14 protein-coding genes and 1 tRNA gene are annotated in these 15,153 nt (G+C 62.1%); 4 read left to right on the forward strand and 11 right to left on the reverse strand.

Going from position 1 to position 15,153, the window contains the following annotated elements; all coding sequences use genetic code 11:
• Window positions 1-86: 86 nt before the first annotated feature.
• The 9 genes from L858_RS0110825 to L858_RS0110865 form a co-directional block, all read right to left on the reverse strand.
• A complete protein-coding gene (locus L858_RS0110825; RefSeq protein ID WP_022683171.1) occupies window positions 87-1,382 on the reverse strand; it encodes an MFS transporter in 1,296 nt (431 codons plus the stop codon).
• On the reverse strand, window positions 1,379-2,014 hold the full coding sequence (locus L858_RS0110830) for a retropepsin-like aspartic protease family protein (RefSeq protein ID WP_022683172.1): 636 nt from the start codon (window positions 2,012-2,014) through the stop codon (window positions 1,379-1,381). The genes L858_RS0110825 and L858_RS0110830 overlap by 4 nt, the downstream gene beginning before the upstream one ends.
• Before the next feature lie 5 nt (window positions 2,015-2,019).
• On the reverse strand, window positions 2,020-2,811 hold the full coding sequence (locus tag L858_RS0110835) for an MBL fold metallo-hydrolase (RefSeq protein ID WP_022683173.1): 792 nt from the start codon (window positions 2,809-2,811) through the stop codon (window positions 2,020-2,022).
• Window positions 2,808-3,581, reverse strand: coding sequence for a TatD family hydrolase (locus tag L858_RS0110840; protein WP_022683174.1), 774 nt, complete (start codon window positions 3,579-3,581; stop codon window positions 2,808-2,810). Before L858_RS0110840 ends, L858_RS0110835 begins: the two co-directional genes overlap by 4 nt.
• 4 nt (window positions 3,582-3,585) lie before the next feature.
• Window positions 3,586-5,148: a methionine--tRNA ligase gene (metG, locus tag L858_RS0110845; RefSeq protein ID WP_022683175.1), complete on the reverse strand. Its 1,563-nt coding sequence runs from the start codon at window positions 5,146-5,148 to the stop codon at window positions 3,586-3,588.
• Between the two features lie 43 nt (window positions 5,149-5,191).
• Complete coding sequence (locus tag L858_RS0110850) at window positions 5,192-6,160, reverse strand: AAA family ATPase (RefSeq protein WP_022683176.1); 969 nt, start codon at window positions 6,158-6,160, stop codon at window positions 5,192-5,194.
• Window positions 6,157-6,783 (reverse strand): dTMP kinase, encoded by a 627-nt coding sequence (gene tmk / locus L858_RS0110855; protein WP_022683177.1) that lies wholly within the window; start codon window positions 6,781-6,783, stop codon window positions 6,157-6,159. Before tmk ends, L858_RS0110850 begins: the two co-directional genes overlap by 4 nt.
• Window positions 6,780-7,943, reverse strand: a complete 1,164-nt coding sequence (locus L858_RS0110860; RefSeq protein ID WP_022683178.1) for a D-alanyl-D-alanine carboxypeptidase family protein — start codon at window positions 7,941-7,943, stop codon at window positions 6,780-6,782. The genes tmk and L858_RS0110860 overlap by 4 nt, the downstream gene beginning before the upstream one ends.
• Before the next feature lie 80 nt (window positions 7,944-8,023).
• A complete protein-coding gene (locus L858_RS0110865; RefSeq protein WP_022683179.1) occupies window positions 8,024-9,061 on the reverse strand; it encodes a lytic murein transglycosylase in 1,038 nt (345 codons plus the stop codon).
• A 144-nt stretch (window positions 9,062-9,205) separates the two neighbouring features.
• Here L858_RS0110865 and L858_RS0110870 point away from each other — a divergent pair.
• A tRNA-Ser gene (locus L858_RS0110870) sits at window positions 9,206-9,295 on the forward strand.
• A 90-nt stretch (window positions 9,296-9,385) separates the two neighbouring features.
• Entirely contained in the window at window positions 9,386-9,631 is a 246-nt protein-coding gene (locus L858_RS19935; RefSeq protein WP_022683180.1) for a hypothetical protein, read from the forward strand.
• A 208-nt stretch (window positions 9,632-9,839) separates the two neighbouring features.
• Here the strand turns inward: L858_RS19935 and secA are convergent, their stop codons facing one another.
• A complete protein-coding gene (gene secA, locus L858_RS0110880; protein WP_022683181.1) occupies window positions 9,840-12,560 on the reverse strand; it encodes a preprotein translocase subunit SecA in 2,721 nt (906 codons plus the stop codon).
• A 191-nt stretch (window positions 12,561-12,751) separates the two neighbouring features.
• Between secA and argJ the strand changes: the two genes are divergently transcribed.
• Entirely contained in the window at window positions 12,752-13,978 is a 1,227-nt protein-coding gene (argJ, locus tag L858_RS0110885; protein WP_022683182.1) for a bifunctional glutamate N-acetyltransferase/amino-acid acetyltransferase ArgJ, read from the forward strand.
• The gene (locus tag L858_RS0110890) at window positions 13,978-14,778 is read left to right on the forward strand and encodes an inositol monophosphatase family protein (RefSeq protein ID WP_022683183.1); all 801 of its coding nucleotides are present in this window, start codon (window positions 13,978-13,980) and stop codon (window positions 14,776-14,778) included. The genes argJ and L858_RS0110890 overlap by 1 nt, the downstream gene beginning before the upstream one ends.
• 54 nt (window positions 14,779-14,832) lie before the next feature.
• Here the strand turns inward: L858_RS0110890 and trxA are convergent, their stop codons facing one another.
• On the reverse strand, window positions 14,833-15,153 hold the full coding sequence (trxA, locus tag L858_RS0110895) for a thioredoxin TrxA (protein WP_022683184.1): 321 nt from the start codon (window positions 15,151-15,153) through the stop codon (window positions 14,833-14,835).

The raw sequence follows: 15,153 nt of genomic DNA on the forward strand, positions 1-15,153 counted from the left end.
AGGGACCTTATAATCTGGGGACTGGAAGCGTTATCGACTGACATTGTTGTTCGATAATAAGGATTATGTTAAATCGAAACATCTCCTCAGTCTTCTACGATCAAACTGTGCCGCTGCGTTTCCCGCATGCGGATATAGACGATCAGCGAGATGGCAATCATCAGGCTGACATAGATGTAAAATGCCTCTTCGATCCCGGCCTGTTTGAACCACAAAGCGACAACTTCCGCCGTTCCGCCGAACAAGGTGTTGGCAAGCGCGTAAGGCAAAGCCACACCCAACGCGCGAATATGGGCCGGAAACAGTTCCGCCTTAACCACCGCATTGATCGATGTGTAACCGGTGACGATCACCAGCCCCACCATCACCAGGCAGCCGGCGACCATCGGGTCCTTGGCGGCTGCCAGCGTGGAGAAGATGGGATAAGTGAAGATCGCGCCCAATGCGCCGAACCCGATCATCAGCGGTTTGCGGCCGACCCGATCCGACAGCGCCCCGGCGAGCGGTTGCAAGAGCATGAAAATGAATAGAGTTATCCCGTTGATCTGGGACGCACTTACCCGGCTCAAGCCCGTCGTATTGACGAGGAATTTCTGCATGTAGATCGAATAGGCGTAGAAAGCGATCGTACCACCCGCCGTCAACAGCATGACGGTCAAAGTCTCGCGCGGGTGCCGCGTCACCAGTTCGACGAAGCCGGATCGCGGAGAACCCTCCGCCTGGGCCCGGGCGTAGCTTTGCGTCTCCGCTAAGCCGCGCCGCAACCAGAAGACGATCACGGCCAGCGCTCCGCCGATCAGGAAGGGAATGCGCCATCCCCAATCCTCCAGTTCCGCCTCGCTCAGCAACCCTTGCAGCACCAGCAGCACGCAAATGGCCGTCAATTGTCCCGCGATCAGCGTCACATATTGAAAGCTGGAGAAGAAGCCGCGCCGGCGGCGCCCCGCCATTTCGGACAGATAGGTCGCACTCGCCCCATATTCGCCGCCGAGCGACAGGCCCTGTATCAGCCGCGCACATACGAGCAGCAAAGGCGCCCCGATACCGATGCTTTGATAGGATGGGGCCAAGGCGATCAGGATCGAACCGGCGCACATCAAGCTGATCGACAGGGTGAGCCCGCTCTTGCGGCCATGGCGGTCGGCATAAATCCCCATGACCCACGCGCCGATCGGCCGCATCAAAAAGCCGACTGCGAAAATGCCGGCTGCACTCAGCAGTTGAGCTGTGCGATCCTCGCTCGGGAAGAAATGTTTCGCGAAATAGAGGGTGAATGCCGAATAGGCGTACCAGTCATACCATTCGACCAGATTGCCGGCAGACCCGCCGATAATGGCCTTGAGCCGCTGACGCTGATCGGGTGCTTCGTCCGGCAAGGTCATGGCGTCAGCACCATTTCGCCATTCTGCACGCCCCAGCTCTTCAGGCGTGACAGCATGTTCATCCCGATGACGTTCACGTCACCGAAGGCCGACGATACCACGATGTCGAGATCGCTCGAGCGGATGGGCCCGATCGTCAGCGTCGCGATGGTCGAACGCTGCGCCTGTATCTTGCCATTGGCCGTCAACATGCTGACGCCACGGCCAGGGTCGACATTAAGGCCAGCCTGCCGCGCCGAATCCACCGATAGCGCTGTGACGCTCGCGCCGCTGTCGATCAGAAAGCGGACAGGCGTTCCATTCACCATCCCTTCGACCCAATAATGGCCATCGGAATTGATTGGCACGCGCAACGCCTGGCCTTCGGTTCTCGCCACGGGCAGTTCGGGATGGGCATCGCCCCTGCCCTTGCGCGAGATGCTTGCTTCGTGTTCGCCCTGCATGCGGCTGGAGAAAAGGCCCGCTCTCTCCCCCGCCTTGAAGAGCATGAGCAGCACTGCAAAGATGAATATCCACAGCCCCGCCATCCGCAGAATGCCGCCCAGCGGACGGCGCCGGGCGATCAACGCCGATCCGACGAGGACGAGCGCCAGCACATACCAGATGCCGGACATCGCCTGATCGGTATCCATGCCGGTCAGCTTGCCCCCTGCTCTCGTCTCAGTTCCACCACCATGCCGTCATAGCCTGGCTCGACGCCCGGCGGCAGGCTGCGGCACAACGCCGCAAAGTCCATACTCTGGTCCATATGGGTCAATATGGTGCGCTGGGGCCGGACGATATCGACGGCATCCAGCGCCAGCGCCAGATGGGCATGGGTCGGATGAGGCTTTTCGCGCAGGGCATCCACCACCCAAATATCCAAGTCGTCATAGAGGGCCAGCATGTCCGGGGTCATTTCATGAAAATCAGTGGCATAGCCGATAGACAAGCCATCATGCATGAAGCGGAAGCCGGTCGAGTAGATCTCGCCATGAGGTTGATCGGTGCAGGCGATATCGATGTCCCCGATGCGCAGGCCGTCGGGAAGCGGATGCGCGTCGATGGTCGGATGATAGCCGTAACGCCCCTCGAACGCATAGGCGAACCGCTGCCGCAGATGACCGAGCGTTTGAGCGCGGGCATAGGCCGGGACCGGCGTACCACGATGATGGTAAAGCTGGCGGACGTCATCCAGCCCATGGCTGTGATCGGCATGATCATGCGTCCAGAGGATCGCATCGATCTGCACCACGTCCGCCGCGAGCAACTGTGCCCGCATGTCGGGAGAGGTGTCGATCAGTAGCCGGGTGGTTGCGCTTTCCACCAGGATGGAAGCGCGGGTGCGTCGGTTTTTCGGTTCTCCAGGATCGCAGGCGCCCCAGTCATTACCGATGCGCGGGACACCCGACGAGGTGCCGCTGCCCAATATGGTGAGCTTCAGGCTCATCCGACCTTGCTGAAGAGCGTGCGAAAATTCGCGGAGGTCGCCGCAGCCAGATGTTCCACGGTTTCGCCGCGTAGATCGGCAAGGAACCGCGCCGTGTCGGTCACGAAGGCGGGCTCGCACGGCTTCCCCCGGTGCGGCACGGGAGCGAGGAAGGGAGAGTCGGTTTCGACCAGCAGCTTGTCCAACGGCAGGCGGGCCGCAGTCGCCTGCAAATCCTTGGCATTCTTGAACGTCACGATGCCCGAAATGCTGATGTAGAAGCCAAGGCCCATCGCCGCATCGGCGAACGCTCCGCTCGCGGTGAAGCAATGTATGACGCCGGTATAGGCCCCCCTCTCCATCTCATCGCGCATGATCGCTAGGGTGTCGTCCTCGGCGTCGCGGGTGTGGACGATCAGGGGCAGGCCGCTCTCGCGCGATGCCGCGATATGAGCGCGGAAACTGCGCTGCTGCCGATCACGGTCGCTATGGTCGTAATAATAATCGAGGCCGGTTTCGCCGATCCCCACAACCCGCGGGTGCGCCGCGCGCTCGGCCAGTTTGGCCGTGTCGATATGCGGATGCTCGTCCGCCTCATGGGGATGGATGCCGACGGTAGCCCAGACGTCAGGCTCCCGCACGGCAGTCGCGAGCACCGCATCCCATTCGCTTTCCCGAGTGGCGATGTTGAGCATCAGGTCCACGCCAGCAGCACGCGCGCGTTCAAGAACCTTATGCTGTTCCTCAACCAACCCCTTGTAATTCAAATGGCAGTGGCTGTCGATCACCATGGCGTCAGGCGTCCGCCTCCGTCAGTTCGAGACGCGGGAACAGCGGCTTGGGCGGGCTGAGCAGGAAATTGGCCGCACGCAGCTTTTCGTACCAGTCCGTACCGATGACCGCATAGCCGCGCGATGCTTCCTCCACGCCCATCTGGTCGAGCAGAGCGGCAGCGCTCGCCGGAATGACGGGCTGGATCATGACGGCAAGACTAGCGATTGCGTCGTAGAGCGTCGCCAGCACGGCTTCCATGCGCGCCGGGTCGGTCTTGCGGAGCGCCCAGGGCGCCTGTGTGTCGATATAGGCGTTGCAGGCGAACACCGCACGCATCCACGCCTCGATCGCGGTCGAGGGGGCAAGGCGGGACATGGCGTTCTGAAAAGCATCGGCCGCGTCGGTCACAGTCTTGAGCAGTTCATTATCTTCTTCCTGCGCAGCGGGCTGCGGCAACCTGCCTTCGAGGTTTTTGGCAATGAAGCTGAGCGTCCTCTGGGCGAGATTACCAAAGCTGTTGGCGAGGTCGCTGTTCGACCGGCTGACGATCGCTTCCGCACTATAGCTGCCGTCATTGCCGAACGTGACTTCCGAAAGGAGGAAATAGCGCAGCTGGTCCACCCCGAAGCGCTCAGCCAATTCCATCGGATCGGCGACATTGCCGACGGATTTCGACATCTTCTCTCCCCGGTTCAGGAGGAAGCCGTGACCGAATATCCCGCGGGGCAGCGGCAGCTTCGCACTCATCAGGAAAGCAGGCCAGTAAACTGCATGAAAACGTACGATATCCTTACCGATGATGTGCGTGATATCACCGCCTTCCGCCCAATAGCGGGCCATCCGCTCCGGATCGTCGGGATAGCCGCAGCCGGTCAGATAATTGGTGAGCGCGTCGACCCAAACATACATGACATGTCCGTCGCTGCCGGGCACCTTGACGCCCCAGTCGAAGCTGGTGCGCGAGACGCTGAGGTCGCTGAGGCCGCTTTCCACGAAGCGCAATATTTCATTGCGCCGGCTGTCCGGCTGAATGAAGTCGGGCTGGCTGGCATAAAGGTCCAGCAGCCTCTGCTGATAATCGGAAAGGCGGAAGAACCAGCTTTCCTCGACCGTCCACTCGACGGGCGTTCCCTGCGGAGAAAGCTTCTTCCCCCCTTCCCCTTCGGTCAGTTCCTTCTCGTCGTAAAAGGCTTCGTCGCGGACCGAATACCAGCCTTCATAGCGGCCGAGATAGAGGTCGCCATTTGCTTCCATCGCCTGCCACAGGGCTTGGCTGGCGCGGTGATGGGCGGGCTCGCTGGTGCGGATGAAACGATCATAGCTGATGTTCAATCCGTTGTTCATCTCATTGAAATAAGATGACATTTCGTTCGCAAGCGCGCTCGGCTCGATGCCCCGGTCGCGCGCCGTTTGAGCCATTTTCAGCCCATGCTCGTCCGTGCCCGTCTGGAAAAAAACATCGCGTCCCATCATGCGCTGAAATCGCGCGATGGCATCAGTCGCGATCACTTCATAAGCATGCCCGATGTGAGGTCTGCCGTTCGGGTAACTGATGGCGGTGGTGATGGTGTAGGGCTGAGACATGCGCTTTCCCTAGCCATTGTTGCCTGCGACGGGAAGCCGCTTTTCAGGTGGGCGGCGCGAGCGCCGCGACATGCCCGGCCAGTTCAAAGACCACCGCTCCCGGCTCCAGCGAGAGGATGACGGCGCCGCTCGCAATTTGCCGCGCAGCCTCCCAATGGTCGAGCGCCTTACCCAATGCGCTGCCCTGCCGTTGGCGAGCGAGGTTGGCGATGAAAGCGGGGGCGCGCTCCAGAAACGCTTCGTAGCGGGGCCGCGCGGTCTTCAGGGCCAGCGCCTTGGAAAGTGCCAGCCGCCTCTCGTTGGACGCGTCTCCATCGGCCGCGATAGCCGCAAGCGTGCTTTCCATATCGGCGATATTCAGACCAGCATAATGCAGCGCCTTGCCCGGCGACCCCTCGCCTGCGCGGATGAGCGCCTGCAACTCATCGTCTGTAAGGTCGCCCTGTTGGCCGGTGAGGATCAAGCGCATCGGGCCATCGTCCAGCGGGTCGAAGCGCAAGGTGCGGCAGCGCGAGCGGATGGTCGGCAGCAAACGGCCGGGCGCGTGGCTGACCAGCAGAAACAGCATGTCCGCGGGCGGTTCTTCGAGATTTTTCAGCAGGGCGTTTGCCGCACCTCGCTCCAGATCGTCCGCGCTGTCAATGACGACCACTCGCCGCTGGGAGAGCGACGGGGCGGACTGGATCAGCCGCTGAAGGCCACGGATCTGATCGACGCTGATATTGCGCGCGGTGCCGCTGTCCTTTTCCAGGCAAAAAAGGTCCGCATAGTCGGGATGCGCATCCGCTTCGAACAGCCGGCGAACGGGATGATCCTGCGGCACGGCCAGGCCCTCGTCCGAGAGCGGCGGTCCTGCCGCCTCAGCCAGCAGCCGCAGTGCCATGGCGCGGGCGAAGCTCGCCTTCCCGATGCCGCGCGGGCCAGCCAATATCCAGCCATGATGCAGCCGTCCGCCACGGGCCGCGCTCAATAAGAGTTCCGCCTGCCGGTCATGACCCAGAAGCGACGTCATGGCAGCAGGTCTTCCAAGGCCCCAACGAGCCGTGCGGTAACTACGTCCGCTTCGCCGGAAGCATCGATCGTGCGAACCCGATCGGGCTCCTGTTTCGCAAAGCGCGCGAAGGCATCAGCCACCCGCTGATGAAAGCCGCTGTCCCGGCCGCCGATCCGGTCGGCGCCATTGACGTCACGCGATCGGGCGCGCGCGCTCGCCTCCGCCTCCGGCAGCGTCAGCAGGAATGTGCGGTCGGGGAGGAAGCCGGCGCTGCCGATGCGGTGAAGGGTCAGGATATCGGCATCGGTCAGGTCGCCCATACCCTGATAGGCTCGGCTGCTGTCGAGAAAACGGTCGGACAATACCCAAGCGCCGCGTTCTACCGCCGGCCGCACGGTCTTTTCGATATGATCAGCCCGCGCGGCGGCGAAGAGCAGCGCTTCGGCACGGGGGCTCCAACGGTCCGCCTCGCCCGTCAGCAGCAGGGCGCGGATCGCTTCCGCCCCATCGCTGCCGCCCGGTTCCCGCGTTTCGACCACATCCAGGCCGCGTCCACGCAACAGCGCGGCAAGGGCCCGCAACTGGGTCGACTTGCCGGCACCCTCGCCACCCTCCAACGATATGAAGCGCCCCCGCGTCACCCGAAGAACGACTTCAACCCGTTCCAGAGCCGCCCGAACATGCCGGCTTCGCTCACGTCTGCGCCAGCGACGAGCGGCAGTATCTGCGGCGGCGTATCCGGGGTGGAGATGATGAGCTGCGCAATCTTCTGTCCCTTGGCGATGGGAGCCTTGATCGGGCCGGTATAAGCGACCTTCACTGAGATGTTTCCGGAGGCCGTGCGGGGCAGCGTGACCGCCATATTCTGCGGCGCGATCAGCGGCACGGTGGTCGCGCTGCCCAGTTGAACCTCGGCCGTCTCGACGGTCTGGTCCTTCTTGAACAAGGGCTGAGACTTCCAGGCCCTGAACCCCCAGTCCATGAAGCGGACGGATTCGGCGATGCGTCCGTTAAAGCTCTGCAGGCCGGCGACGACCATCACGAGGCGGCGTCCATCCTGCTCGGCAGAGCCGGTGAAGCCGAACCCGGCTTCCTCGGTGTGGCCGGTCTTCAGGCCGTCGGCGCCCGCGATCTTGCCCAGGATCGGGTTGCGGTTGCCCTGCTCGATATCCGCGCCGCCCATCGTCTTGCCCCAGGTGAAGGAGCGGGTGGCGTAGAAGCGCTTGTAGAGGTCCGGCGTCTCCTCGACCGTCGCTTCGGCGAGCTTGGCGAGGTCCTCTGCCGTCACATAGGTGACACCCTCATCGGGCCAGCCATTGCTGTTGCCGAAATGACTATTCTTCAGGCCAAGTCGCTCCGCTTCCTGGTTCATCAGGGCGACGAAGGCTTGCTCAGTGCCGGCGATGCCCTCGGCCAGCACGACACAAGCGTCATTGCCGGACAGGGTGACGATGCCGTGCAGCAGATTTTCGACCGAAACCTGTTCGTTCACGGACAGGAACATGGTCGAACCCGCCTGCGGGCCGTGCCACTGCCGCCACGTCTCAGGCCGAACCGTGAATTTGGTGTCGAGCTTCAGATCGCCCTTCTGGATCAGGCGGAAAGCGACGTGGGCGGTCATCATCTTCGCCATCGAGGCGGGCGGCATCCGCGTCTGCCCGCCCTTGTCATAGAGGACCGCGCCTGACGACAGATCCTTCATGTAAGCGATCGGCGCTTCGCTGGTATAGGGTGGGGCAGCCGCCGTCAGGGGCTGCGACAGCAATCCGACGAACAGGAGAGCGGCGATCGACTTTTTCATGCAGGTCTGCCTTCGCAACAGATGGATTCTTTATGCCTGGGGATGTTCAATAGCCATGATGCGGCCGTTCTCAAAGCCCTCTACTGCTTCACCGCGTCCGCGAGCAGGCCGACCGAAAGCGCGTAGAAATTGGAGCAGTTATAATCGAGGATCGCGCGATAATTGCTGGTCAGCAGATAGGCGGTCTTGCCTGGGCCGTCGGGCTCCAGCAGGGTCGCCATTACCCGATCCGCCGGCCACTGGCCGCCGCTGGGGACGATTCCCATGCGGCGCCACTCGGCCATGCTCAGCCAGCGGCTGTGCCGATTGAACACTCTTGGACAGCGTGCGGGCGTGCTGCGGGCCGCGATGGCGGTGCGGTCCAGCCCGGCGGGCACCGACACCGCTACGCCCCAAGGCTGGCCGCGCCGCCAACCGGCATGAACGAAATAATTGGCGATCGAGGCAAGCGCATCCGCCTCGCTGCTCCAGATATTGACCTGCCCGTCGCCGTCGCCATCCTTTCCGAGCCGCAGATAGACGCTCGGAAGGAATTGCGGATAGCCCGTCGCGCCCGCCCAGCTGCCCACCAGCCGGCTGCGCGGCACGCCATTGTCCAGCATCTTCAGCGTTGCGAGGAGCTCCGGCTCGAACAATGTCCGCCGCCGCCCCTCATAGGACAGGGTGGCCAGCGACCGGATCAGGTCGAAATCGCCGGTGTAGGAACCATAATTGGTTTCATGGCCATAGATGGCGACCATGATCTCCTCCGGCACACCCGTCTCCGCTTCGATCCGGGAGAGGCGCGCGCGATTGGCAGCATAGGCCGTCCTGCCCCTGCTGATGCGAGCGGCATCGACGTGCTGGCGCCGATATGGTTCGAAATTCGGGATGGGCGAATAGGCGCCGCCGCCCGGCTGCGATTGATCCAGTTGCACGACCCGCGGATTGGGGGTGAGGCCGGGAAAGACGGAATTGAGCGTCGTGTCGCGGATACCCATCGCCCGCGCCTTGGGACGCAGAGATTCCAGATAGGTTTGAAAGGCCCGATCCTCCTGCGCCAGTCCGCTGCTCGCCGTCAGGCTGCCGGTCGCAACGACGGCAAGTCCCAGAAACAACGAGAATATGGAAGAACGCATTGATGAATCTCCTTACGGCTTTTGTTGCACAGCCACCCCGCGGCGTGAATCCCCTTAATTGCAGCACGTCCTTCAGTGGCGATGAAGGGAAGGAATGATTTAACGCTTGGCTTGGCCGCAAGGTTCGCTAGGAAGCGGAGCAACGGACAGGTGGCCGAGTGGTTTAAGGCAGCGGTCTTGAAAACCGCCGTGGGTTCACGCTCACCGTGGGTTCGAATCCCACCCTGTCCGCCATCACCAACAATAGCCGTTGCAATTAATCCGCGTTAGGGCGGATCGACAGTTCGCATGCTATCATCATCTCACCTTGTCGGAGTGAGTGCGATGCCAGCTGATACCGATGTCCGTTATCTGTTCCGGCGCGCCAGAGAGGAAGCGGCGAAGGTTGATGCCGCGGTCGAGCGGCGCGCCTCAGCGGCGGAAATCGCTGCGCATCGCGAATTGGCGCTGCGCTACAAGATCAGGGCGCTTGCGGTTACTTCGCCCGAGCAGCTTCTCTATGAAGCGATGGATAAGGATGTGAGCAGAGGAGATCATCTGCTCGGAGGAGACGGCCACCGCGCCAGCTAAAGTTAAAGCGCCCCCGAGCAAGGGACAGCCGGGGGCGCGATTTGTCTGCTGTCGGGCATCCAAATCAGGCCAACATTAGCACGTCGTCATGGCCCCGACAATCTACCCACGCCCAGAGCGCGGGCATTCCGTAACGTCAGACACAAGCGCCTGATATCGGGATCGACAGGGCCGCAGCAATGCGGCCCTGCGTAAGATCAACGGCAGGTCAGCTCAAAGCCCCGTGACAATGCTTGTACTTCTCCCCCGAACCACAGGGGCACGGCGCGTTGCGGCTGATGTCCAGATTAGCGTATTCGTTCGGTTGCCCGGCGATGACCGGCGGCCGAGCAATCGTGGTGGTGATCCCACCGACCGAATCGGCGCTGTTATCCTCACCTGAAAATGGATCGATATGCGTCGTGATGAAATCAGGCAGCACCGGCAGATCGAACTCCGGAAGCGGCTCTTCCATACGGAACTGCACGCGGGCGATCGACCTCGTCACATCCTCCCGAATATTATTCAGCATGCGCTCGAACAGGGCGAACGCTTCCTGCTTATATTCGTTGATCGGCGTCTTTTGCGCATAGGCGCGCAGATGAACCACCTGACGCAGCGCGTCGAGCGTTGAGAGATGCTCCTTCCAATGGTGATCCAGGCTCTGGAGCAGGATGCTCTTCTCGATCATGTGCCAGTTTTCGGGCTCAAGCTCCTTGACCTTCTCGGCCACCGCCTCATCAGACAGCGTCGACAGCCGTTCCTCGATCATCTCCGGGTCAACTGAATCTTCAGCGAGCCATGCGTCGAAATCCGGCTCCAGGTTCAGAATGTCGGCGACGCGCTCCTTGAGCCGCTGCATGTCCCACTGCTCGGGATAGGTGCCAGGCGGGCATGAGGCACCGACCAGGTCATTGACCGTCTCGTGCCGCATGTCCGCGACGACATCGTCCACCGTATCAGCATCCATGATGTCGCTGCGCTGCTCGTAAATGACCTTGCGCTGGTCGTTCATCACGTCGTCATATTCGACGACTTGCTTGCGAATGTCATAGTTGCGCGCTTCGACCTTCTTCTGCGCGGTCTCGATCGCCTTGCTCAGCCATTTGGAGGGCGGCAGCGCCTCGCCATCCTCCAGGTTGGAGCGGATCATCTTCGCGAACATGGTGTCGGGACCGAAGATGCGCATCAGGTCATCGTCAAGGCTGAGATAGAAGCGCGACAGGCCCGGATCGCCCTGACGGCCGGAGCGGCCGCGCAGCTGGTTGTCGATACGGCGGCTTTCGTGCCGTTCCGTGCCGAGCACGAAAAGGCCGCCGGCCGCGAGCACTTCCTGCTTCTCCGCCTCGATCTCGGCGTCGATACGGGCGATGGCAGCGTCGCGCTCAGGCCCCTCGGGCATATCGCGCAGTTCGTCTTCCACCCGGAATTCAAGGTTGCCGCCGAGCTTGATGTCGGTGCCGCGGCCGGCCATGTTGGTGGCGATCGTCACCGCGCCCTTGCGGCCCGCCTGCGCGACGATATGCGCTTCGCTTTCGTGGAAGCGCGCGTTCAGGACGGCGTGCTTCACCCCTTCCTGGGTCAGGAATTCGGACAGCATCTCCGACTTTTCGATGGACACCGTACCAACGAGAACAGGTTGGCCCTTTTCGGCATGGACCTTGATGGTCTTGGCGATGCCCCGGAACTTGTCTTCCAAATTCTTGTAGAAGCTGTCTTCCTCATCGACACGCTGCACCGGTCGGTTGGTCGGGATGGTGACGACGTTCATCTTGTAGATTTCGTAGAATTCGGTCGCTTCGGTCGCGGCCGTACCGGTCATTCCGCCAAGCTTCGGATACATGCGGAAATAATTCTGGAAGGTGATGGAGGCGAGCGTCTGGTTCTCCGGCTCGATATTCACCGCTTCCTTGGCTTCCACCGCCTGATGCAGGCCATCCGACCAGCGGCGGCCGTCCATCATGCGGCCGGTAAACTCGTCGATGATGATGACCTTGCCGTCCTTGACGATATAATCGATGTCGCGGCGGAACATGACATTCGCGCGCAGCGCCTGATTAACGTGGTGGACGACGGCGGTGTTCTCGAAATCATAGAGGTTGGCGCCTTCCAGCAGGTTCGCCTCCTCCAGCATGCGCTCGATCTTCTCGGTGCCGTCCTCGGTCAGGGTGACGGTGCGCTGCTTTTCGTCCTTCTCATAATCGCTCTCGTCCAGCCGCTTCACGATGGCATCGACGGAGACATAGAGTTCCGACTTATCGTCGGTCGGCCCCGAGATGATCAGCGGCGTGCGCGCCTCGTCGATCAGGATGGAGTCCACCTCGTCGACGATGGCGAAGTTGAACGGCCGCTGCACCATCGATGCGCGGTCATATTTCATATTGTCGCGTAGGTAATCAAAGCCGAGTTCATTGTTCGTGGCGTAGGTGATGTCGGCGTTATAGGCCTCGCGCCGCTGGTCTTCAGAGAGGTTGGGCACGATGACGCCGGTGGTGAGCCCAAGGAAGCGGTAGACCTGCCCCATCCACTCGCAGTCGCGGCTGGCAAGATAGTCGTTGACAGTGACGACGTGGACGCCCTTCCCTTCCAGCGCGTTCAGGTAGGTGGCAAGGGTCGCCACCAGCGTCTTGCCTTCACCCGTGCGCATTTCGGCGATTTCGCCCCGGTGAAGCACGATGCCGCCGACCATCTGCACGTCATAATGGCGCTGCCCCAGCGTTCGCTTGGCCGCTTCACGGACCGTCGCGAATGCCTCCGGAAGCAGGTCGTCCAGCGTCTCCCCTGCAGCCAGCCGCTCCCGGAACTTCCTAGTCTGCGCCTGAAGTTCCGGATCGGTCATCGCCGAAATAGTGGGCTCGAAAGACGCAATCTGTTCGACGGTCTTGCCCAGCGACTTCACGTAGCGGTCGTTGGAGGAGCCGAATATGGACTTGGCGAGTGCGCCGAACATGCAAGTTCCTGACAAAAGGGGAACGCGCACCCTTTCAGGCGACGCGCACAGATATGCGCCGCGATTTAGGAGGCGCACGTCCTTTAGTCAATCAGAGCAGCCATCCGATGAGCGCGTAATGAACGGCACAATCCCGGGCAGTAGAGCGCATCCCAGATTGACGCTTAGGCATATTGCGCTAATCGACGAGCATGACCGATCGCTCACCCCTCGCCCCCGCCGCTTTCCCCGAACTTCCGCCCATTGCAGGCGTGACGCTGCGGGTGGCGCGGGCACGATATAAGAATTGGGACAGGTGCGACCTCACCTATGCCGAGTTGGCGGAAGGGACGGCAGTCGCCGGCGTCACCACGCAGAGCAAATGCCCATCACCCGAGGTGGAATGGTGCCGTGACGCCATTCCGCTCGGCGCCGCGCGCGCGCTGGTGGTCAACGCCGGCAACGCGAACGCCTTCACCGGCCGGCGCGGCCGGGCAGCGGTCGAAGCCATCGCGGCCAAGGTCGCCAATCATCTGACATGCCAGCCTTCGGATATCTTCATATCCTCGACCGGGGTGATCGGCGTTCCTCTGCCGGTGGACAAGGCCGAGGCCGGGCTGGAAGCGGCATTCACCGCAGAGCCCTGCGGGTGGGAGGATGCGGCGGCGACGATCGGCACGACAGACACCTATCCGAAGGGCGCACGCGTTTCCGCCATGATCGGCGAGACACGAGTCGAACTGGTCGGGATCATCAAGGGGTCGGGCATGATCGCACCCGACATGGCCACGATGCTCGGCTATATCTTCACCGACGCCGCGATCGACCATAAGCTGCTCCAGCAGCTGCTCTCCGCCGCGAACCGGCGGACCTTCTCCTGCATTACGGTCGATAGCGACACATCGACCAGCGACACGGTGCTGGCCTTCGCCACCGGGCAGGCGGGCAATGCGGTGCTGGCGAGCATGGACGACGCGGGCGCGGACGCTTTTGCAGCGGCGCTGCACGATATTTGCCTCCAACTCGCCCATCTGGTCGTGCGCGATGGCGAGGGTGCTACCAAGTTCGTGGAGATTGCTGTCGAGGGAGCCGATAGCGACCAGAGCGCGCATCGCATCGCCATGTCGATCGCCAATTCGCCGCTGGTCAAGACGGCGATCGCGGGCGAAGACGCCAATTGGGGGCGCGTCGTCGCCGCGATCGGCAAGGCAGGCGAGCCAGCGGACCGCGACAAGCTGTCCATCCGCTTCGGCGCTACGCAGGTCGCCACCGGCGGCCTCGCGGTGGAGGGTTATGATGAGGCGCCGGTCGCTGCTCACCTGAAGGGGCAGGACATCGCCATCGGCGTCGATCTGGGCCTTGGTGAAGGCAGGGCCACAGTCTGGACCTGCGACCTGACGCATGGCTACATCTCCATCAATGCGGACTATCGGAGCTGATGCCGACCGAACTGCATGAACCCGTGGTCGCGCTGATGCGTGAGGTGGGGCGGGACATCGTCATGCCCCGCTACCAGAACCTCGCCAACCATGAGATCAACGAAAAGTCGGCGGCCGACGATCTGGTCACGATCGCTGACAAGGAAAGCGAAATTCGCCTTGCTGAAGGCCTGTCGGCCATCCTGCCTGAAGCCGGCATCATCGGCGAGGAGGCATGCGCCGCCGATCCGGCGATCCTGGAGCGGGCAGGCACTGGCTTGAACTGGATCATCGATCCCATCGACGGGACCGGAAATTTCGCCGCCGGACGGCCGCCCTTCGGCATCATGGTTGCGCTCGCCGACGCTGGCGCGATCCTGGCGGGGTGGATATTGGACCCGCTCACTGGCCGGTTGTGCCATGCGATATTGGGCGCGGGCAGCCATATCGATGGCCAGCAGGTGCATGCGCGTGAGAGCGAGCAAGACCTGCCCATCGCGGCCCTTGCGGTCTATTTCATGACCGAAGAAGAGCGCGCCGATATTCAGCGTCGTTCTGCCGGAAATTTTCAGTTGGTCGACATTCCCCGCTGTGCCGCCGAACAATATCCGCGCCTTGTGCTGGGTCAGAATGACATATCGGTCTTTGCGCGCACCCTGCCCTGGGATCACGCCGCCGGGACGCTCTTCCTGAATGAAGCGGGTGGTTGCTGTCAGCGACTGGACGGGTCGCCTTACGTCGTGGGCGATTTGCAGCGCGGGCTGCTCGGCGCATCATCGCCGCGCCTGTGGGATGTCGCGGCGGAAAAGCTGTTCCGCTGACAGGCCGGACCGGGGATCGGAAACGCCGCCCGCCCGGTCCAGTGTCGTTTCACCTTACAGAACGCTCTCGATCCAGCCCTTGAGCGCGCTCTTGGGCGCAGCGCCGACCTTGGTCGCAGCGGCCTCGCCATTCTTGAACAGGATCATCGTCGGGATTCCGCGCACGCCATAACGACCGGGCGCATCGGGATTTTCGTCGATGTTGATCTTGGCGATGACCACCTTGTCAGCCAGTTCTTCCGAGATTTCCTCAAGAGCCGGGCCGATCATCTTGCAAGGGCCGCACCATTCGGCCCAGAAATCGACCAGCACGGGCTTGTCCGCCTCTACGACGTCCTGCTGAAAGCTCTGGTCCGTGACTGCCTTGGTAGCCAT

The sequence above is a fragment of the Sphingobium bisphenolivorans genome (assembly GCF_000412635.1).
In the GTDB taxonomy this organism is placed as follows: Bacteria; Pseudomonadota; Alphaproteobacteria; order Sphingomonadales; family Sphingomonadaceae; genus Sphingobium; species Sphingobium bisphenolivorans.